This is a genomic window from Bacillus sp. OV166 (assembly GCF_900177675.1).
Classification (GTDB): domain Bacteria; phylum Bacillota; class Bacilli; order Bacillales; family Cytobacillaceae; genus Neobacillus.
Map to the genome: position 1 here is coordinate 1,075,861 of NZ_FXWM01000001.1, position 13,664 is coordinate 1,089,524.

Sequence of the window (13,664 nt, forward strand, 5' to 3'; positions counted from 1 at the left end):
ACAGTAAAAAAGTAATATAAAGCAGTAGCCTGAGTTCGATATTCATATGAACTCAGGTTTTTTATTTGGCAAATTTCACAATAAGCAAGTTTTAAAGAATATCAAATAATATAATCTGATTCGTAAAATATAATGAATAATGAGGGCGAAAATTAAATAAAAACTAATATCTGGGAGGCTAATAATGGGGGTAGGATATTTAAAAATAGAAATGCGTACCGGTGGTGGCGCTTTACCGGTAAGTGGTGCAAATATTATTATTAGAGACTCCAGTGGAAAAATTCTTAACCAACTGAAAGCCGATGAGAGCGGAAATACTGTAGCGGTACCATTGAACACTCCAGATAAAGCTAGTACGTTAAGAACTAACAATCCAGGTCCATATTATTCAACATATGATGTGGAGATTCGTCACGATAGATTTATCTCGAATATAATTCGTGGCGTGCAGGTATTTGACACTGTAACATCCACATTACCTGTGAGTATGGCGCCTGTCCTGAGAACGTTTGAACAAAGCAATTTGGAAAGGGAAGTAAATATTCCGTCACACGGACTTCTAACTCAAGTAGGTCGGAAACAACAAGGGCCTAAAGTACAACCTCAAGTACTTCATGATGTAGCTATTCCTGAATACATTACAGTACATCTTGCTCACCCTGACTCATGGGCAAGAAATGTTCGCGTCAAATTTATTGATTATATCAAAAACGTAGCATCAAGCGAGATCTATCCAACTTGGCCACAGGCTTCTCTTGAAGCCAACATCTATGCTCAAATCACTTTTGCCTTAAACAGAGTGTACACAGAATGGTATAGGTCGAGAGGTTACGATTTTGATATATCAAATTCCACAAGTGTTGACCAAGCTTTTGTAGATGGTGGAGAAATATTTGAAAACATAAGTGTGATTGTTGACAAAATATTTAACCAGTACGTTCGAAGACAGGGGCATAAAGAACCGTTCTTTACCATGTTCTGCAATGGAACAACATCAACATGCCCAGGGGGACTATCACAGTGGGGTACAGTTGACCTTGCAGAACAAGGGATGAATCCTTTTCAAATACTTGACCATTACTACCCTGATGACATTGAGATAGTAGAAACGAACAATACGATTAGCGTAGTTGAGTCCTATCCCGGTGTAGCTTTAAGGGAGGGAAGTCAGAGTCCTAGTGTTGAGATCATGCAAAGGTATTTGAACAGAATACGAGTCAACTATCCACTTATTCCACAAATCGCAAATCCGAATGGAATGTTCGGAAGCGATACGACTGAAGCAGTAAAAACATTTCAAAGTATTTTTGGACTAACGCCCGATGGGGTAATCGGTAAAGAAACATGGTATAAAATATCTTATTTGTATGTAGCGGTTAAGAAACTTGGAGAACTTGAAAGTGAAGGCGAATGGATCGATATAGGCGAGGTTCCGCCAACTGTCGTTTTAATAGAAGGCTCAAAAGGTGCGCCTGTCGCTCAACTGCAATTTATTCTAAATACGATTTCATGGTTTTACCCTACTGTACCTTCTGTCATACGAGATGCAATGTTTCGAGCTACAACAAAAAAAGCAGTTATCGAGTTTCAAAAAACATTTAATTTGCCAGCTGATGGAGTTGTTGGTCGTGCCAATTGGGATATGCTTTATAAGGTTTATAAGGGGATTGAAAATAATGTGGTAATTCCTAAGCCCCTTCCCGGGACTGTTCCACCAACTGAACCGCCGCCACCAGTCGAACCACCACCTGAAACGGGTCCACCTTATCCTGGAATGCTTCTCCGTGTAGGCTCTAGGGGTGAGAGTGTTTTGATCATGCAACAATATCTAAATGTTGTTTCAAAGGTTTATCCAGCAATTCCAAAGCTTGCAGCTGATGGTATTTTTGGTAGAAGAACCAAAAGTGCTGTGATCGCCTTTCAAAAACAATTTGGTTTGTTCGCTGATGGGATTATTGGTCCAGCAACTTGGAAACGTATTGTAGCAGAGTACAATAAGATTTCAATCTAATTTCTACCCCTAGGTGCCCCTAAATACTTGGGACACCTTCTTTATTGAATATACAAAAAACTAAGAGGGCACTCTTAATAAATCAATAAGGACTGTTGGTCGGGATTGGTTTGTGAGTTTTAATGTAATCTTTATAACCAATAATTTTATTTTCAAGCATCTTTTCTGTGGATAATAAGTTATTTATCTGATTTTTAATGGAACTTCTATGTTCTTCAAGTAGTTTAAGCCTTGCTTGAGTGGTAGTTTCTCCTTGTCTTACTAATTCAGTATATTCTCTTATTTGTGCAATCGGCATTTGTGTCTGCTTTAATTTCATAACAAATTTCATCCATAGTAGATCCGTCTCATCATACACTCTTTCTCCGTTCTCATTTCGATTAGGAAAAATAATCTTTTCTTTTTCATAATATCGTAACGTATGAGGAGTGATCCCCAACAACTTTGCAATCTCGCTAATTTGGTACATAAAAATCTCCTTTCATTAATTTGAAGAATAAGCCTTAAGAGATAAAAAAGTGCTTGCCTTAGAGTAAACTCTAACGAATATAATGAACAAATCAAGCAAAGATTACAAATTTCTAAAAAAATTTTCAGGAGGAATTTATATGAAATATACTGTGATAACTGGTGCAAGCTCAGGTATTGGTTATGAAGCTGCATTAGCTTTTGCATCTCGGGGAAAAAACTTAATCGTTGTAGCACGCAGGAAAGATAATTTGGAAAAATTAAAGTCAGAGATCATGGATATCAATCCAAACCTAGATGTTGTTATTCGAGCAACTGATTTATCAGTCACTGAGAATGCGTATAAGCTATACGAAAGTCTTCGTGATTTCAAAATTGAAACGTGGATTAACAATGCAGGATTTGGCAACTTTGCTTCAGTTGCTGAACAAAATCTAAACAAGATTGAGGCTATGCTACACTTGAATATAGAGTCATTAACCATACTCACATCTCTTTATGTTCGTGATTATGCAAATGTCGAAGGGACTCAGCTTATTAATGTTTCATCAGGCGGCGGTTATACAATTATTGCAAATTCTATTACCTACTGTGCTACTAAATTTTACGTAAGTGCATTTACAGAAGGTCTTGCACACGAACTTAAGTTAAAAGGTGAGAAGATGCAGGTGAAAGTTTTGGCTCCTGCTGCAACTGAAACAGAGTTCGCAAAACGATCTTTAGATATAGATGAATTTCAATATGAAGGTGCTGTACCAAAGTTTCACACCTCAAAGCAAATGGCAGGATTTCTTCTTGATCTATATGATAGTAATAAAGTAGTAGGAAAAGTTGATGGAATAACCTATGAATTTGAGTTAGTAGATCCTATATTTAACTTTGCGGTAAGAACAAGTAAATAATCAAAATGTTTTCAAAAACCAAAGAGCGCCCTAAAGGCGCTCCTGATCTTGACGAACAAGCCAACAATCGTTCCAGTCAAAACAGAGCCTAAAGTAGCTACTAACAATATTTTTAAACCGACTTTAGCTAACATACTTGCCTTCTCACCATTAATAGCTTGGACAGTACCAAGGATGATACTGATGGATGAGAAGTTAGCAAACGATACTAAGAAACAAGATACGATTGCTACAGTCTTTACTGACAAATGAGGGTTCATTTTTTTAAAGTCAAGCATAGCGACAAACTCATTAGCGGGTACTTTGGAACCCATTACTGATCCTGCTCTAACAATTTCATCTGTTGGAATACCCATTATGAAAGCGATCGGTGCGAGCACATACCCTAATATTTCTTGGTAGTTCATCCCGAAAATTCCATCAAAGATGTAGTTAATCATTGATAGCAACCCAATATAGGTAATCAGCATAGCTCCAACAATTAGAGCAACCTTCCCGCCATCTAAAGCCCTATTACCAAAAGCTTCAAAAAGAGATTTCTCTTGTATCATTTCTTTTACATCAATTTCTTCATCCTCTTCACAGCTGGTTCTTATAAGGTGAAACGTGAATATAAGACCGTATTCAACGGAGTAGCGTTGAAAGTACCTGCCAACAAATTAAGTAATTTTGAGAGTTTTATTTTATTACTTTCCTATTTTATGGTTCCATGGACTGCTATTAACTTAATTGACTATTATCTTCTCCGTCGAGGGGAATACAATGTTTGGGATGTTTTTGATGTAAATGGGCAGTATGGAAAATTTAATTGGGTTGCCATTATGACTTACCTGGTTTCGTTTATTCTTGAAATTCCATTTGTGAATACAACCATGTATGTGGGTCCTGTTTCTAAAGCGTTGGATGGGACAGATATTGCTTGATTATGGGTTTAGTTGCTCCTTTCGTCCTTTACTATTATCCAATGAGAAAAAAATCAAACTCTCTGTAAATCACCAGATGGATGATAGTCGGCAGAAAACTACGTAAGTTTTCAACAGTTACGTATCTATACTGATTTTCCAGGAGGCTGACCTTAGGGATTCAGTAAACATAAATATTATTAAACGACTGCTGCCTGTTTCTTATTTTTTAGAGACAGGCAGTTATCTTTTTCGACCTTAAAGGTGAATACTAAAGCATATAATACTGATAAAATGTAAAAAAACTTCCCTTCAGTAAAAGGAGACGCAATGATGATGAAGAAGTGTTATAGTGGAGCCATTTTGACAGCAGGCATCATCCTTACTATCATGAGTGGATGTCAGGAAAGTAGTTTTGAGAACAATCACACTATAGATAAAGGAAAGATGGTGGAGGAAACGATGATCCCTTCAATTCATGTAGATCCTGAAATTGACCTCTCAAGCGAACAAACCACCTCGATTATCATTGAATTTAAAACAAAACCAGCGAAAGTAGCTGTTATTGAAGCTGAAGCAAAGGGGATTCCATTAGCAATAGAGGAAGCGAAGGAGAAGGTAGAAGAAAGTCATCAAACGTTTCAAAAGGAACTTCACGAGTTATTAGATAAGAACCAAGTCCCCTATACCGTAAGACACAAATATAAAACTGCCTTTAACGGTGTTTCTATGGAATTACCCGCAAATGAAATTAAAAGGTTGGCAGAATTCTCTTCGGTCATTTCAAAAATATCTCTAAATCGAAAAATCAAACTAGACCCTCCTATTTTACCTTCTGAACAACTGTGAAAATAAAGTAAGTTTGTTTTTATACTTCGTACATAAAGACCCCTAGAACTGGAAAACTATATAAAAATTGGGGGTGGTTCAAGTTGAAGAAAAGGATCTTAAAGCCGCTTTTTAAGAAGCTCAATACGGAACCACAATTTCATGAACAGTCCAATGCACAGGATATTGAATTAAAAAAACAAGATATTAATAGCAATTATGATCAAAATTTAGAGACATTTAAGTCCATTTTCAGTGTTCCTAAAAATACGGATATCAAAGTTCGCGAGTTTACCATCCGTGCCCTAAATTGCCGTGCCTTTATTATTTTCATAAGTACAATGGTCGACTTAGAGCATATTAAAGAAAGCATATTGGAAAAATTATTGGGAAACGAGCAACCTTCAGCAAAGATTCAAGATATTGTTTCATACCCAATGGCAAGGACGTCCTCCAATATTGGAGAAATTACTGAATTCATCTGTGGTGGAATCACTGCACTCTTTGTGGAAGGCGATTCTCAATGCTATTTATTTGAAACCACGAAAACCCATGGCCGTTCTATTGAAAAATCAGATAATGAAGTGATTGTAAAAGGGGCAAAAGAAGCTTTTAACGAAAAGGTAGTTGACAATATTGCCTTAATCCGTAAAAAGATTAAAAATGAAAATCTTATCGTGGAGACTCAGATTATTACAAAACGATCAAGAAACGATGTGTTTCTTGTCTATCAAAAGGATCTAGCAAATGATGAACTACTTCAAACAATAAAAGATAAGTTAACTTCGCTCGATACCGATAGGATTCTCGATTTAAGTATCTTGGAGCAATACTTAGAAGAACGACCTAGGTCCCTATTTCCAACAATATTATATACAGAACGTCCTGACCGGGCAGCTTCATTCATTGAAGAAGGGCACATTATTTTGTTAATGTCAAATTCACCAAGCTGTCTTGTACTGCCTTGTACCTTTTGGGCATTGTTCCATTCACCGGAAGATCATTACCTACGTACACCATATGGTAACTTTATCAGGATTTTGCGATTTCAAGCTTTATTTGTCGCCGTTTTTGCCTCTCCTATTTATATTGCGATTACAAATTATCATGTAGGGATGATCCCGCCTGATTTATTAATGGCCATTGCTGGAACTAGGGAACGAGTCCCTTTTCCATCTATTATTGAAATCTTAATGATGGAAATTGCTTTTGAGCTTATTCGAGAAGCCGGATTACGGGTGCCATCCCCAATTGGCCCAACGATTGGGATTGTCGGTGCATTAATTTTAGGCCAAGCCGCTGTTCAAGCCAATATTATTAGTCCAATTGTTATCATAGTTATTGCCTTAAGTGGCTTAAGCTCTTTTATTATCAGTGATGTGAGCATGAATTTTGCTATCCGGATCACTCGCTTTTTGTTTATCTTTGCAGCTGGCTTTCTCGGTATTTATGGTGCCACTTCTTTATTTATCCTTGGACTCTTTTATTTAGTTTCATTAAAATCATTTGGCACTCCTTACTTTGCACCCATGACGCCACATTCCTCCTCGTCAAAGGACTTACTTATCCGTCATGTTCCCTTTAAAGAAAGGTTTCGCCCAGGGTATGTAAAACCAAAGGATATGGTCAAACAAAGAAAGGGATAAAAAATCATATGAAGCAGCAACCTGAAAAACTTGGTATTCGTGAATATGTGTCCATCGCTATTTTAATGATGGGTTTGAAAGCAAATGAAGACACACCTTCTAAACTGTATAATCAGGTCCAAAACGCAGCATGGATGATCCCAATCATATCAGCTGGAATCTCTTTTATCCCGCTCTTTTTATTAATAAAGACTATGTCATTGTTTCAAGACAAAAATCTGTTTTCGGTTATTCAAAAATTACTCGGACGATATATTGGTTTTTTTGTTTGCCTTCTGATATTTGTCATCAACTCATTTGTGATTTCGTTCGATTCAAGAACATATACAAATATCATTAAGACGTTTTATTTTCCAACAACACCTAATGTAATTATCTATGCCCTGTTAATGGCCGTTTGTACCTATGGGGCGAAAAAAGGAATTCAGCATATCGGTTCGGTTGCCTATCTTATCATTTTTTATGCAGTCATTACCTTGTATCTTGCCTTATTTTTAAGTACTCAAGAAAGCAGTATTCCATCCCTTCTCCCAATTTGGGGTCCTGGAAAACTGGAAATTTTGAAGCAAGGCACACTTAATCTATCCCTTTTTTCTGAACTTCTCCTGTTTGCCATGATTACACCTTACATCAAATCAAGCAAAGAATTTCACAAAGGAACATGGATTGCCTTAGTTTATGTCAGCTTCCAATTGAGTGTTGCTATTATGGTTTACATCTGTTTGTTTGATACATCCTTACAAGGAATTGGTTATCCATTCCACACAGCCATTCGTTTTATTTCACTGGGAACTTTTATTCCGAATATCGAAATCATCTTTTTCGTCATATGGTTACTGGCGGCATTTATTCGTTTCACAGCATTTTTGTATATCAATGCCCTTATGTTTGGTCATCTATTTAAAATTAAAGACTTTGAATTCCTGATTCCATCACTTGCGACGCTTTATTTATTGATTGGATCCTTTCCGGAATCACCTATTGATGTCATTCTAGGTATTAAACCGATTATTTCATATGCTTCTGGACCTGCGTTTATCACCATTCCAATCATTTTATGGTTGGTCGCATTGGTAAAAGGAGAATTTAAGCATGCAAAAAACAGGAACAGTATGTAAATTATTATTGCTTCTAGTCATTGTTAGCACATTAACAGGCTGTTGGGATCATGAGGAACTTGAAGATAAAGCCTATGTGATTGGGCTGGGAATTGATCGTTCAAATCATAAAGGGAAAATAAAAGTGACGATGTTACTTGCTAATCCTGAAGTAGGGAGTGTGCAAGGTGGCGGTGGTTCAACAGAAAAGCCTAGAGAAATCATCACCTTTGTTGCTAATGATTTCATAGCAGCGAAAGGGACGGCCAATGCGATTATCTCACGTAATATTAGTTATGAATTATTAAAGATCCTTATTATTTCGGAGGAATATGCAAAAGACAAAAATTTTATTTCGACTTTTTCCGACGTCGTAATGGACAAAGAAATTCGTATGAATAGTTATTTAGCCATATCGAAAGAAAAGGCAAGTGAGTATTTTGTAAATAATCGTCCAAAAATGGAAACAAGGCCACATAAGTACTTTCAATTTATGGTCAATCACGGGATTGAAAATGGTTTCATTCCAGATTCTACTCTATTCCGCTTTTTTACCTCATTGGAAAGAGAGACTGACCTCTTTTTGGCGATGTACACAACAGCTGAAAGGGCAAAGAATCCTAAAATAAAAAGCGAAGATGAATACATCGCAGGGCAATTGAATGCAACAGGCGAGCTTGATGATACACAATTTATTGGGTCCGCAGTCTTCAGGAATGGAGTGATGATAGGGAAATTAAACGGTCAAGAAACACGCACGATTAATATTCTTGATGACACAACGAATATTAAAGATATATTGATGGATATACCAGATCCTTTTTCAAATAATCATAAACAGTTCGCAGCAAGAGTCTTAAAAACAAAAAGTAATAAAGTAAAAATGAACGTGAAGGGCGTTAGGCTAAAGATTGATATAATGATACCATTAAAGATTGAAATTATGTCAAACCCATCAATGGTCAACTATACCGAGAAAAAAAACCAGCAAATAATCAAAAAACAAATAGCACATCATTTCAAAAAAGTAAATGAAAGGTTATTAAAAAAAACCCAAACTAAATTTAAAGGTTCACCATTTCCCTTATCCATGTATGCTCGAAGGTATTTTGGGACCATTCAGGAATTTAAAACATTCAATTGGCGAAAATCGTACCTAAATGCGGATATAAGGGTGCACCCGAGTATTGACATTATTGATTATGGGAAACAAGCAAAACGAACGAAAAGGTAGGGAATAAGGATGAGCCTATTTATTTACGTTAGTCTTTTTAGTATTTCTATATATACTATTGGATTTGCTGTATCACTATGGAAGGGAAAACAAAAGATGAGTGCAGTGGCCGTTTTTTTTCTCACCATTTGTATGATCATCCTGCCTTTCTTCACGATATTATAAAATGCGAACAGTGTCAGGCACTGTTCGCATTTTAATTGGCGGTTGGGGCTGGCACCGCCGTGTTCCTAATGAAAAATGTATTTTGTCATGGATGTGTAAACTTGATCTTTTTCTACTATTAAGGAAGGGAAATTATGGTCACCAGGTGGTTTCTGTGTTTCAAGACATAAGCCTAAATGCTTTTCCGCTTGTTTTCCTCTGATCGAAAAATCATTTCCTAACATATTTCCAGTATAAAAGACAACAGCGGGCTCTTCTGTCTCCATTTCTAGTTTCCGACCGCTTTCCCGATCATATAAACTGATTTGCTTATGATTCTGAGCACTAAGGAGGAAGGGGTGGTCAAACCCGCCACCAACTATTTCCGTTTGCGGATGGTCAGATTCAATTCCTCGAGCTACCTTATGACCTTCTCTAAAATCAAATACTGTCCCATCCACAGGGATAACCTTGCCAGTTGGAAGAAGAGATGCATCTAGTTCTAAGAATGCATCACTTTTTAACTTTAACTCATGATCAAGAATAGTTCTTTTTAAATTACCGCTTAAATTAAAATAAGAATGATTAGTTAAATTGACAATTGTTTTCTTATCAGAAACAGCTTTGTAGGTAATCAATAACTCATTATCCTCGTTGAACGTATAGATGACGGTAACATGAAGATTGCCTGGAAAGCCTTCTTCCATATCAGGGCTTGTATAGGAAAAGATGATATTCACTTCATATTCTTTGTTCTCAACAGTAGAATCCCAAATAACGTTATGAAAGCCATTCGGTCCGCCATGAAGATTGTTTTCTCCATCATTTTTGGACAAGTTATAGCACTCTCCATCTATTTCGAAGGACGTATTTTTCATCCGGCCGGCATTCCTGCCAATCACACAACCGAAATAAGGGGAGTGATCGATATACTCTTGCAAAGTGTCAAAACCTAACACAACATTCTCTAAATTTCCTTGACTATCTGGAACATTAATTTCCGTAATAATACATCCATAGTCAATACAGGTTAATTCCATCCCATTCGCATTTGTAATGGTATAAGATTTTACCTTTCTTCCATGCAATGTACCAAAAACAGTTTCAGTTAGCTTCATCATAATCCCTCTTTAATTCCCTTTTCGAAGATCAAATAATTGATGGTTAATCGCAACAGTATGCGGATATATATCTTTGTACACTTGATAGAATTCCTTATAGCGCTGAACGTTTTCTGGTTTTGGTTCATATACCTTATCGGCTTTAATGAAGACCTCTGCACATTCTTGAAGAGAGGAGAACCAATTCAATCCAGCTGCAGCGATCATCGCGGCCCCCATACCTGGGCCTTGTTCGTTTTGTAGCTTCACGACTCTTGCGTTAAAGATATCAGCTTGTATTTGCAGCCATAATTCACTCTTAGCACCGCCGCCTATAGAAATAACGGTATCAATGGTCTTGCCATAATTGCGGAAGATTTCGACACTCTCATTAATCGAGAAAACAATCCCTTCGATGACCGCTCGAGTAAAGTCACCTTTGTTGTGGGAGCCGTCAATTCCAGTAAATGTTCCTCTTATTTTTGCATCCGCATAGGGTGTGCGTTCACCTACTAGGAATGGAGTAAAGACAAGACCGTTTGCACCGATGGTCGAACCGGCAGCTTCATCTAATAGACTGTCAAAGGATTGATCCTTTGCAAAGGTTTCCTTAAACCATGTCAAACTATAGCCAGCTGCAAGCGTGACACCCATGGTATAGTAGGAATCTTTTTGTCCATGATTGAAAAGATGAACTTTACCGCCATAATTTTTGTTTTTATCGTTCTCATATGAAAGGAACACACCGGATGTTCCGATACTGCAAAGGGCCGTTCCCTCGGATAAAATCCCTGCTCCGATTGCTCCACAAGCATTGTCTGCTCCACCTGCGAACACCTTAGTCGATGAAGATAAACCAGTGAGCTCCGCAATCTCTGGCAAGATCGTTCCGACGAAGTCTTCAGTTTCCACTAATGGAGGACAAATGGCAGCAGAGATTTCAAATGTACAAAGAATATCGGCACTCCATGATTTGTTGACAACGTCTAACATCAGCGTACCTGCAGCATCTGAGTAATCCATATGTATTTTTCCTGTTAAACGATAGCGGAGGTAATCTTTTGGAAGTAAAAATACGTTTGTTTTTTCTAGGCTTTCGGGTTCATTCTCTTTTACCCAAAGAATCTTTGGAAAGGTAAAGCCCTCTAAAGCAGGGTTTTTTGTTATTTCAAGCAGTTTACCGCCTAGCTGCTGATCAATTTTCTTGCATTGCGGGGTGGTTCGAGTATCGTTCCATAAAATGGCGTTTCTGATTACTTGATGCTTTTCGTCCAGCAAGACTAACCCATGCATTTGTCCGGAAAAACTAAGACCCTCAATATCGTCGGGGTGAATGTTTGATTCAGTAACTAACTGCTGTAATGCTGCAATTGTTTGTTCTACCCAATCTTCGGGATTTTGTTCACTATATCCTGGCTGCTGCTGGATTAACGGATAGTCTTTTGAAACCGAATAATTGACGGTGCCTTCTTGGTCAACGAGAAGGACTTTCACAGAGCTAGTCCCTAAATCTACACCAATTACATATTTCATATGGATCTCCTCACTTTTCATAGAGTTGTATTGAACTTTTGTTATGTTATGTAACTTACTTTTATGATTGGAAAAATCCTCTTGAGGACAAAAATGCCTGAAAATTCACCAAAAGTGTCTCCAATAACCCTGATGATGGACAAAGCTTCATTACTTGATATCAAAGCTGTCTTCAACCACAAGTCAGATTCTAAACTAACTTTTTTCATTCGGTTATAAATAAACGCTATCCTTCATGTTTGTTTCAAAGGATAGCGTTTTAATCATTTAAGCTGTTTTCGTCCGAAGTTATTCCATTTCATCCAATGAATTGGCCTCTTCAGTTAGAAGGTCCATTAGGTAGAAAAATTGTTTAAACTTCTAATAAGTATTGGTTTAACAATGCTTTCAAGCGTTCGGTTTTCCCAGATACATTTTTAATTGTGTCATTGTTGAGTGCATATGTCTCAAGTGTGTGGAAGTTGGCTCTTCCTTGAACAATATCAAGTCCAATTCCTTCCGTAAAGCTGCTGTAACGCTCGGCAATCACATTTTCAAAAGCGCGGTCTTCGATTAATTTATGTGCTACTTTCAAGCCTCTTGCAAAGGCATCCATTCCAGCTACATGCGCATGTACTAGATCCTCTGCTTCAAAGGAAGTTCTTCTTACCTTGGCATCAAAGTTTAAGCCGCCGCGGCCAAGACCACCGTTTTGTAGAATTTCATACATTGCCAGGGTTGTAGAATATAAGTCGGTTGGGAATTCATCCGTATCCCAGCCAAGTAAAGGATTTCCTTGGTTTGCATCAACGGAACCAAGAAGGCCGCTTGTTCTTGCGACACGCAATTCATGCTCGAATGTATGTCCAGCAAGTGTAGCGTGGTTTGCTTCCAGGTTTAATTTAAAGTAATCTTCTAACCCGTATTGTCTTAAGAAGGCAATCGTTGTTGCTGCATCTGTATCATATTGGTGGGTGGTAGGCTCTTTTGGTTTTGGCTCTATTAGGAATTGACCTGTATAGCCGATTTCCTTCGCATAATCAACTGCCATATGCATAAATCTTGCTAAGTTATCCAGTTCAAGTTTTAAATCCGTATTTAATAATGTTTCATAACCTTCACGGCCGCCCCAGAATACATAGTTTTCTGCTTCAAGCAGTTTGGCTGTTTCTAAACCTTTTTTCACTTGTGCTGCTGCATAGGCAAATACATCAGCATTGCAAGAAGTAGCTGCACCATGGACGAAGCGAGGATTTGTAAACATATTAGCTGTGTTCCATAATAGTTTCGTGTTACTTGTTTTCATGTAATCTTTAATCATTTCGACAATGATATCTAAATTTTTATTTGTTTCGCTTAATGTTCTGCCTTCAGGCGCAACATCACGATCATGGAAAGCAAAGAATGGTACACCAAGCTTTTCATAAAGTTCAAATGAAGCTTCTACTCTAGCTTTAGCCAAATCCATTCCAGTGAATTGGTTCCAAGGTCTTTCCATTGTAGCGGCGCCAAATGGATCGGATCCATCTGCAGTAAAGGTATGCCAGTATGCCACTGAAAAACGTAAAATGTCTTTCATTGTTTTCCCGCCAATAACTTCCTCAGGATTGTAATATTTAAACGCTAATGGATTTTTAGAATCCTTACCTTCATAAGCCACCTTGTTTACGCTTCCAAAATAGGTATTCATTTTTGTTTGAACCATGTTTTTTCCCTCCTGAAATAAATTGTTATTTAAAACTATGTAGCTCTAGTGGATGTATAGTCTTGTTAGTTTGTTGTTTGGATAAACTAACTTTAATCTGATTACATCTTATAAA

The 13,664-nt window shown here is 37.4% G+C and carries 12 protein-coding genes; 7 read left to right on the top strand and 5 right to left on the bottom strand.

The genetic code is table 11. From position 1 onward, the window contains the following. Positions 1 to 184: 184 nt before the first annotated feature. A complete protein-coding gene (locus CCK98_RS05030; RefSeq protein ID WP_218780147.1) occupies positions 185 to 2,011 on the top strand; it encodes a peptidoglycan-binding protein in 1,827 nt (608 codons plus the stop codon). An 82-nt stretch (positions 2,012 to 2,093) separates the two neighbouring features. On the opposite strand, the gene CCK98_RS05035 is transcribed toward CCK98_RS05030, so the two are convergent. Continuing rightward, positions 2,094 to 2,480 carry a MerR family transcriptional regulator gene (locus tag CCK98_RS05035; RefSeq protein WP_088085570.1) on the bottom strand — a complete coding sequence of 129 codons (387 nt, stop codon included), beginning with the start codon at positions 2,478 to 2,480 and terminating at the stop codon, positions 2,094 to 2,096. 139 nt (positions 2,481 to 2,619) lie between these two features. Here CCK98_RS05035 and CCK98_RS05040 point away from each other — a divergent pair, with 139 nt between their 5' ends. Continuing rightward, positions 2,620 to 3,381 (top strand): SDR family oxidoreductase, encoded by a 762-nt coding sequence (locus tag CCK98_RS05040; protein WP_088085571.1) that lies wholly within the window; start codon positions 2,620 to 2,622, stop codon positions 3,379 to 3,381. Positions 3,382 to 3,392: 11 nt separating this feature from the next. Here CCK98_RS05040 and CCK98_RS05045 read toward each other — a convergent pair whose 3' ends face one another. Then, entirely contained in the window at positions 3,393 to 3,932 is a 540-nt protein-coding gene (locus CCK98_RS05045; RefSeq protein ID WP_088085572.1) for a nucleoside transporter C-terminal domain-containing protein, read from the bottom strand. Between the two features lie 48 nt (positions 3,933 to 3,980). Here CCK98_RS05045 and CCK98_RS05050 point away from each other — a divergent pair, with 48 nt between their 5' ends. From CCK98_RS05050 to CCK98_RS05070, 5 genes are all read left to right on the top strand, one after another. Next, positions 3,981 to 4,304, top strand: a complete 324-nt coding sequence (locus CCK98_RS05050) for a cytosine permease (RefSeq protein ID WP_179195718.1) — start codon at positions 3,981 to 3,983, stop codon at positions 4,302 to 4,304. 309 nt (positions 4,305 to 4,613) lie between these two features. Continuing rightward, positions 4,614 to 5,132, top strand: a complete 519-nt coding sequence (locus CCK98_RS05055) for a protease inhibitor I9 family protein (RefSeq protein ID WP_256942260.1) — start codon at positions 4,614 to 4,616, stop codon at positions 5,130 to 5,132. Between the two features lie 83 nt (positions 5,133 to 5,215). Continuing rightward, positions 5,216 to 6,757, top strand: a complete 1,542-nt coding sequence (locus CCK98_RS05060; RefSeq protein WP_088085574.1) for a spore germination protein — start codon at positions 5,216 to 5,218, stop codon at positions 6,755 to 6,757. 8 nt (positions 6,758 to 6,765) lie between these two features. Further along, positions 6,766 to 7,875: a GerAB/ArcD/ProY family transporter gene (locus tag CCK98_RS05065; protein WP_088085575.1), complete on the top strand. Its 1,110-nt coding sequence runs from the start codon at positions 6,766 to 6,768 to the stop codon at positions 7,873 to 7,875. Then, positions 7,850 to 9,088, top strand: a complete 1,239-nt coding sequence (locus CCK98_RS05070; RefSeq protein ID WP_088085576.1) for a Ger(x)C family spore germination protein — start codon at positions 7,850 to 7,852, stop codon at positions 9,086 to 9,088. Before CCK98_RS05065 ends, CCK98_RS05070 begins: the two co-directional genes overlap by 26 nt. A 230-nt stretch (positions 9,089 to 9,318) precedes the next feature. On the opposite strand, the gene CCK98_RS05075 is transcribed toward CCK98_RS05070, so the two are convergent. From CCK98_RS05075 to xylA, 3 genes are all read right to left on the bottom strand, one after another. After that, a complete protein-coding gene (locus CCK98_RS05075) occupies positions 9,319 to 10,350 on the bottom strand; it encodes an aldose epimerase family protein (protein ID WP_088085577.1) in 1,032 nt (343 codons plus the stop codon). A gap of 12 nt (positions 10,351 to 10,362) precedes the next feature. Beyond that, positions 10,363 to 11,865 carry a xylulokinase gene (gene xylB, locus CCK98_RS05080; RefSeq protein WP_088085578.1) on the bottom strand — a complete coding sequence of 501 codons (1,503 nt, stop codon included), beginning with the start codon at positions 11,863 to 11,865 and terminating at the stop codon, positions 10,363 to 10,365. 352 nt (positions 11,866 to 12,217) lie between these two features. Then, entirely contained in the window at positions 12,218 to 13,549 is a 1,332-nt protein-coding gene (xylA, locus tag CCK98_RS05085; RefSeq protein ID WP_088085579.1) for a xylose isomerase, read from the bottom strand. Positions 13,550 to 13,664 lie beyond the last annotated feature (115 nt).

Coding starts and splice junctions, on each gene's coding strand:
- CCK98_RS05030 (WP_218780147.1), top strand. CDS start 185: ATGGGGGTAGGATATTTAAAAATAGAAATGCGTACCGGTGGTGGCGCT.
- CCK98_RS05035 (WP_088085570.1), bottom strand. CDS start 2,480: ATGTACCAAATTAGCGAGATTGCAAAGTTGTTGGGGATCACTCCTCAT.
- CCK98_RS05040 (WP_088085571.1), top strand. CDS start 2,620: ATGAAATATACTGTGATAACTGGTGCAAGCTCAGGTATTGGTTATGAA.
- CCK98_RS05045 (WP_088085572.1), bottom strand. CDS start 3,932: ATGATACAAGAGAAATCTCTTTTTGAAGCTTTTGGTAATAGGGCTTTA.
- CCK98_RS05055 (WP_256942260.1), top strand. CDS start 4,614: ATGATGATGAAGAAGTGTTATAGTGGAGCCATTTTGACAGCAGGCATC.
- CCK98_RS05065 (WP_088085575.1), top strand. CDS start 6,766: ATGAAGCAGCAACCTGAAAAACTTGGTATTCGTGAATATGTGTCCATC.
- CCK98_RS05070 (WP_088085576.1), top strand. CDS start 7,850: ATGCAAAAAACAGGAACAGTATGTAAATTATTATTGCTTCTAGTCATT.
- CCK98_RS05075 (WP_088085577.1), bottom strand. CDS start 10,350: ATGAAGCTAACTGAAACTGTTTTTGGTACATTGCATGGAAGAAAGGTA.
- xylB (WP_088085578.1), bottom strand. CDS start 11,865: ATGAAATATGTAATTGGTGTAGATTTAGGGACTAGCTCTGTGAAAGTC.
- xylA (WP_088085579.1), bottom strand. CDS start 13,549: ATGGTTCAAACAAAAATGAATACCTATTTTGGAAGCGTAAACAAGGTG.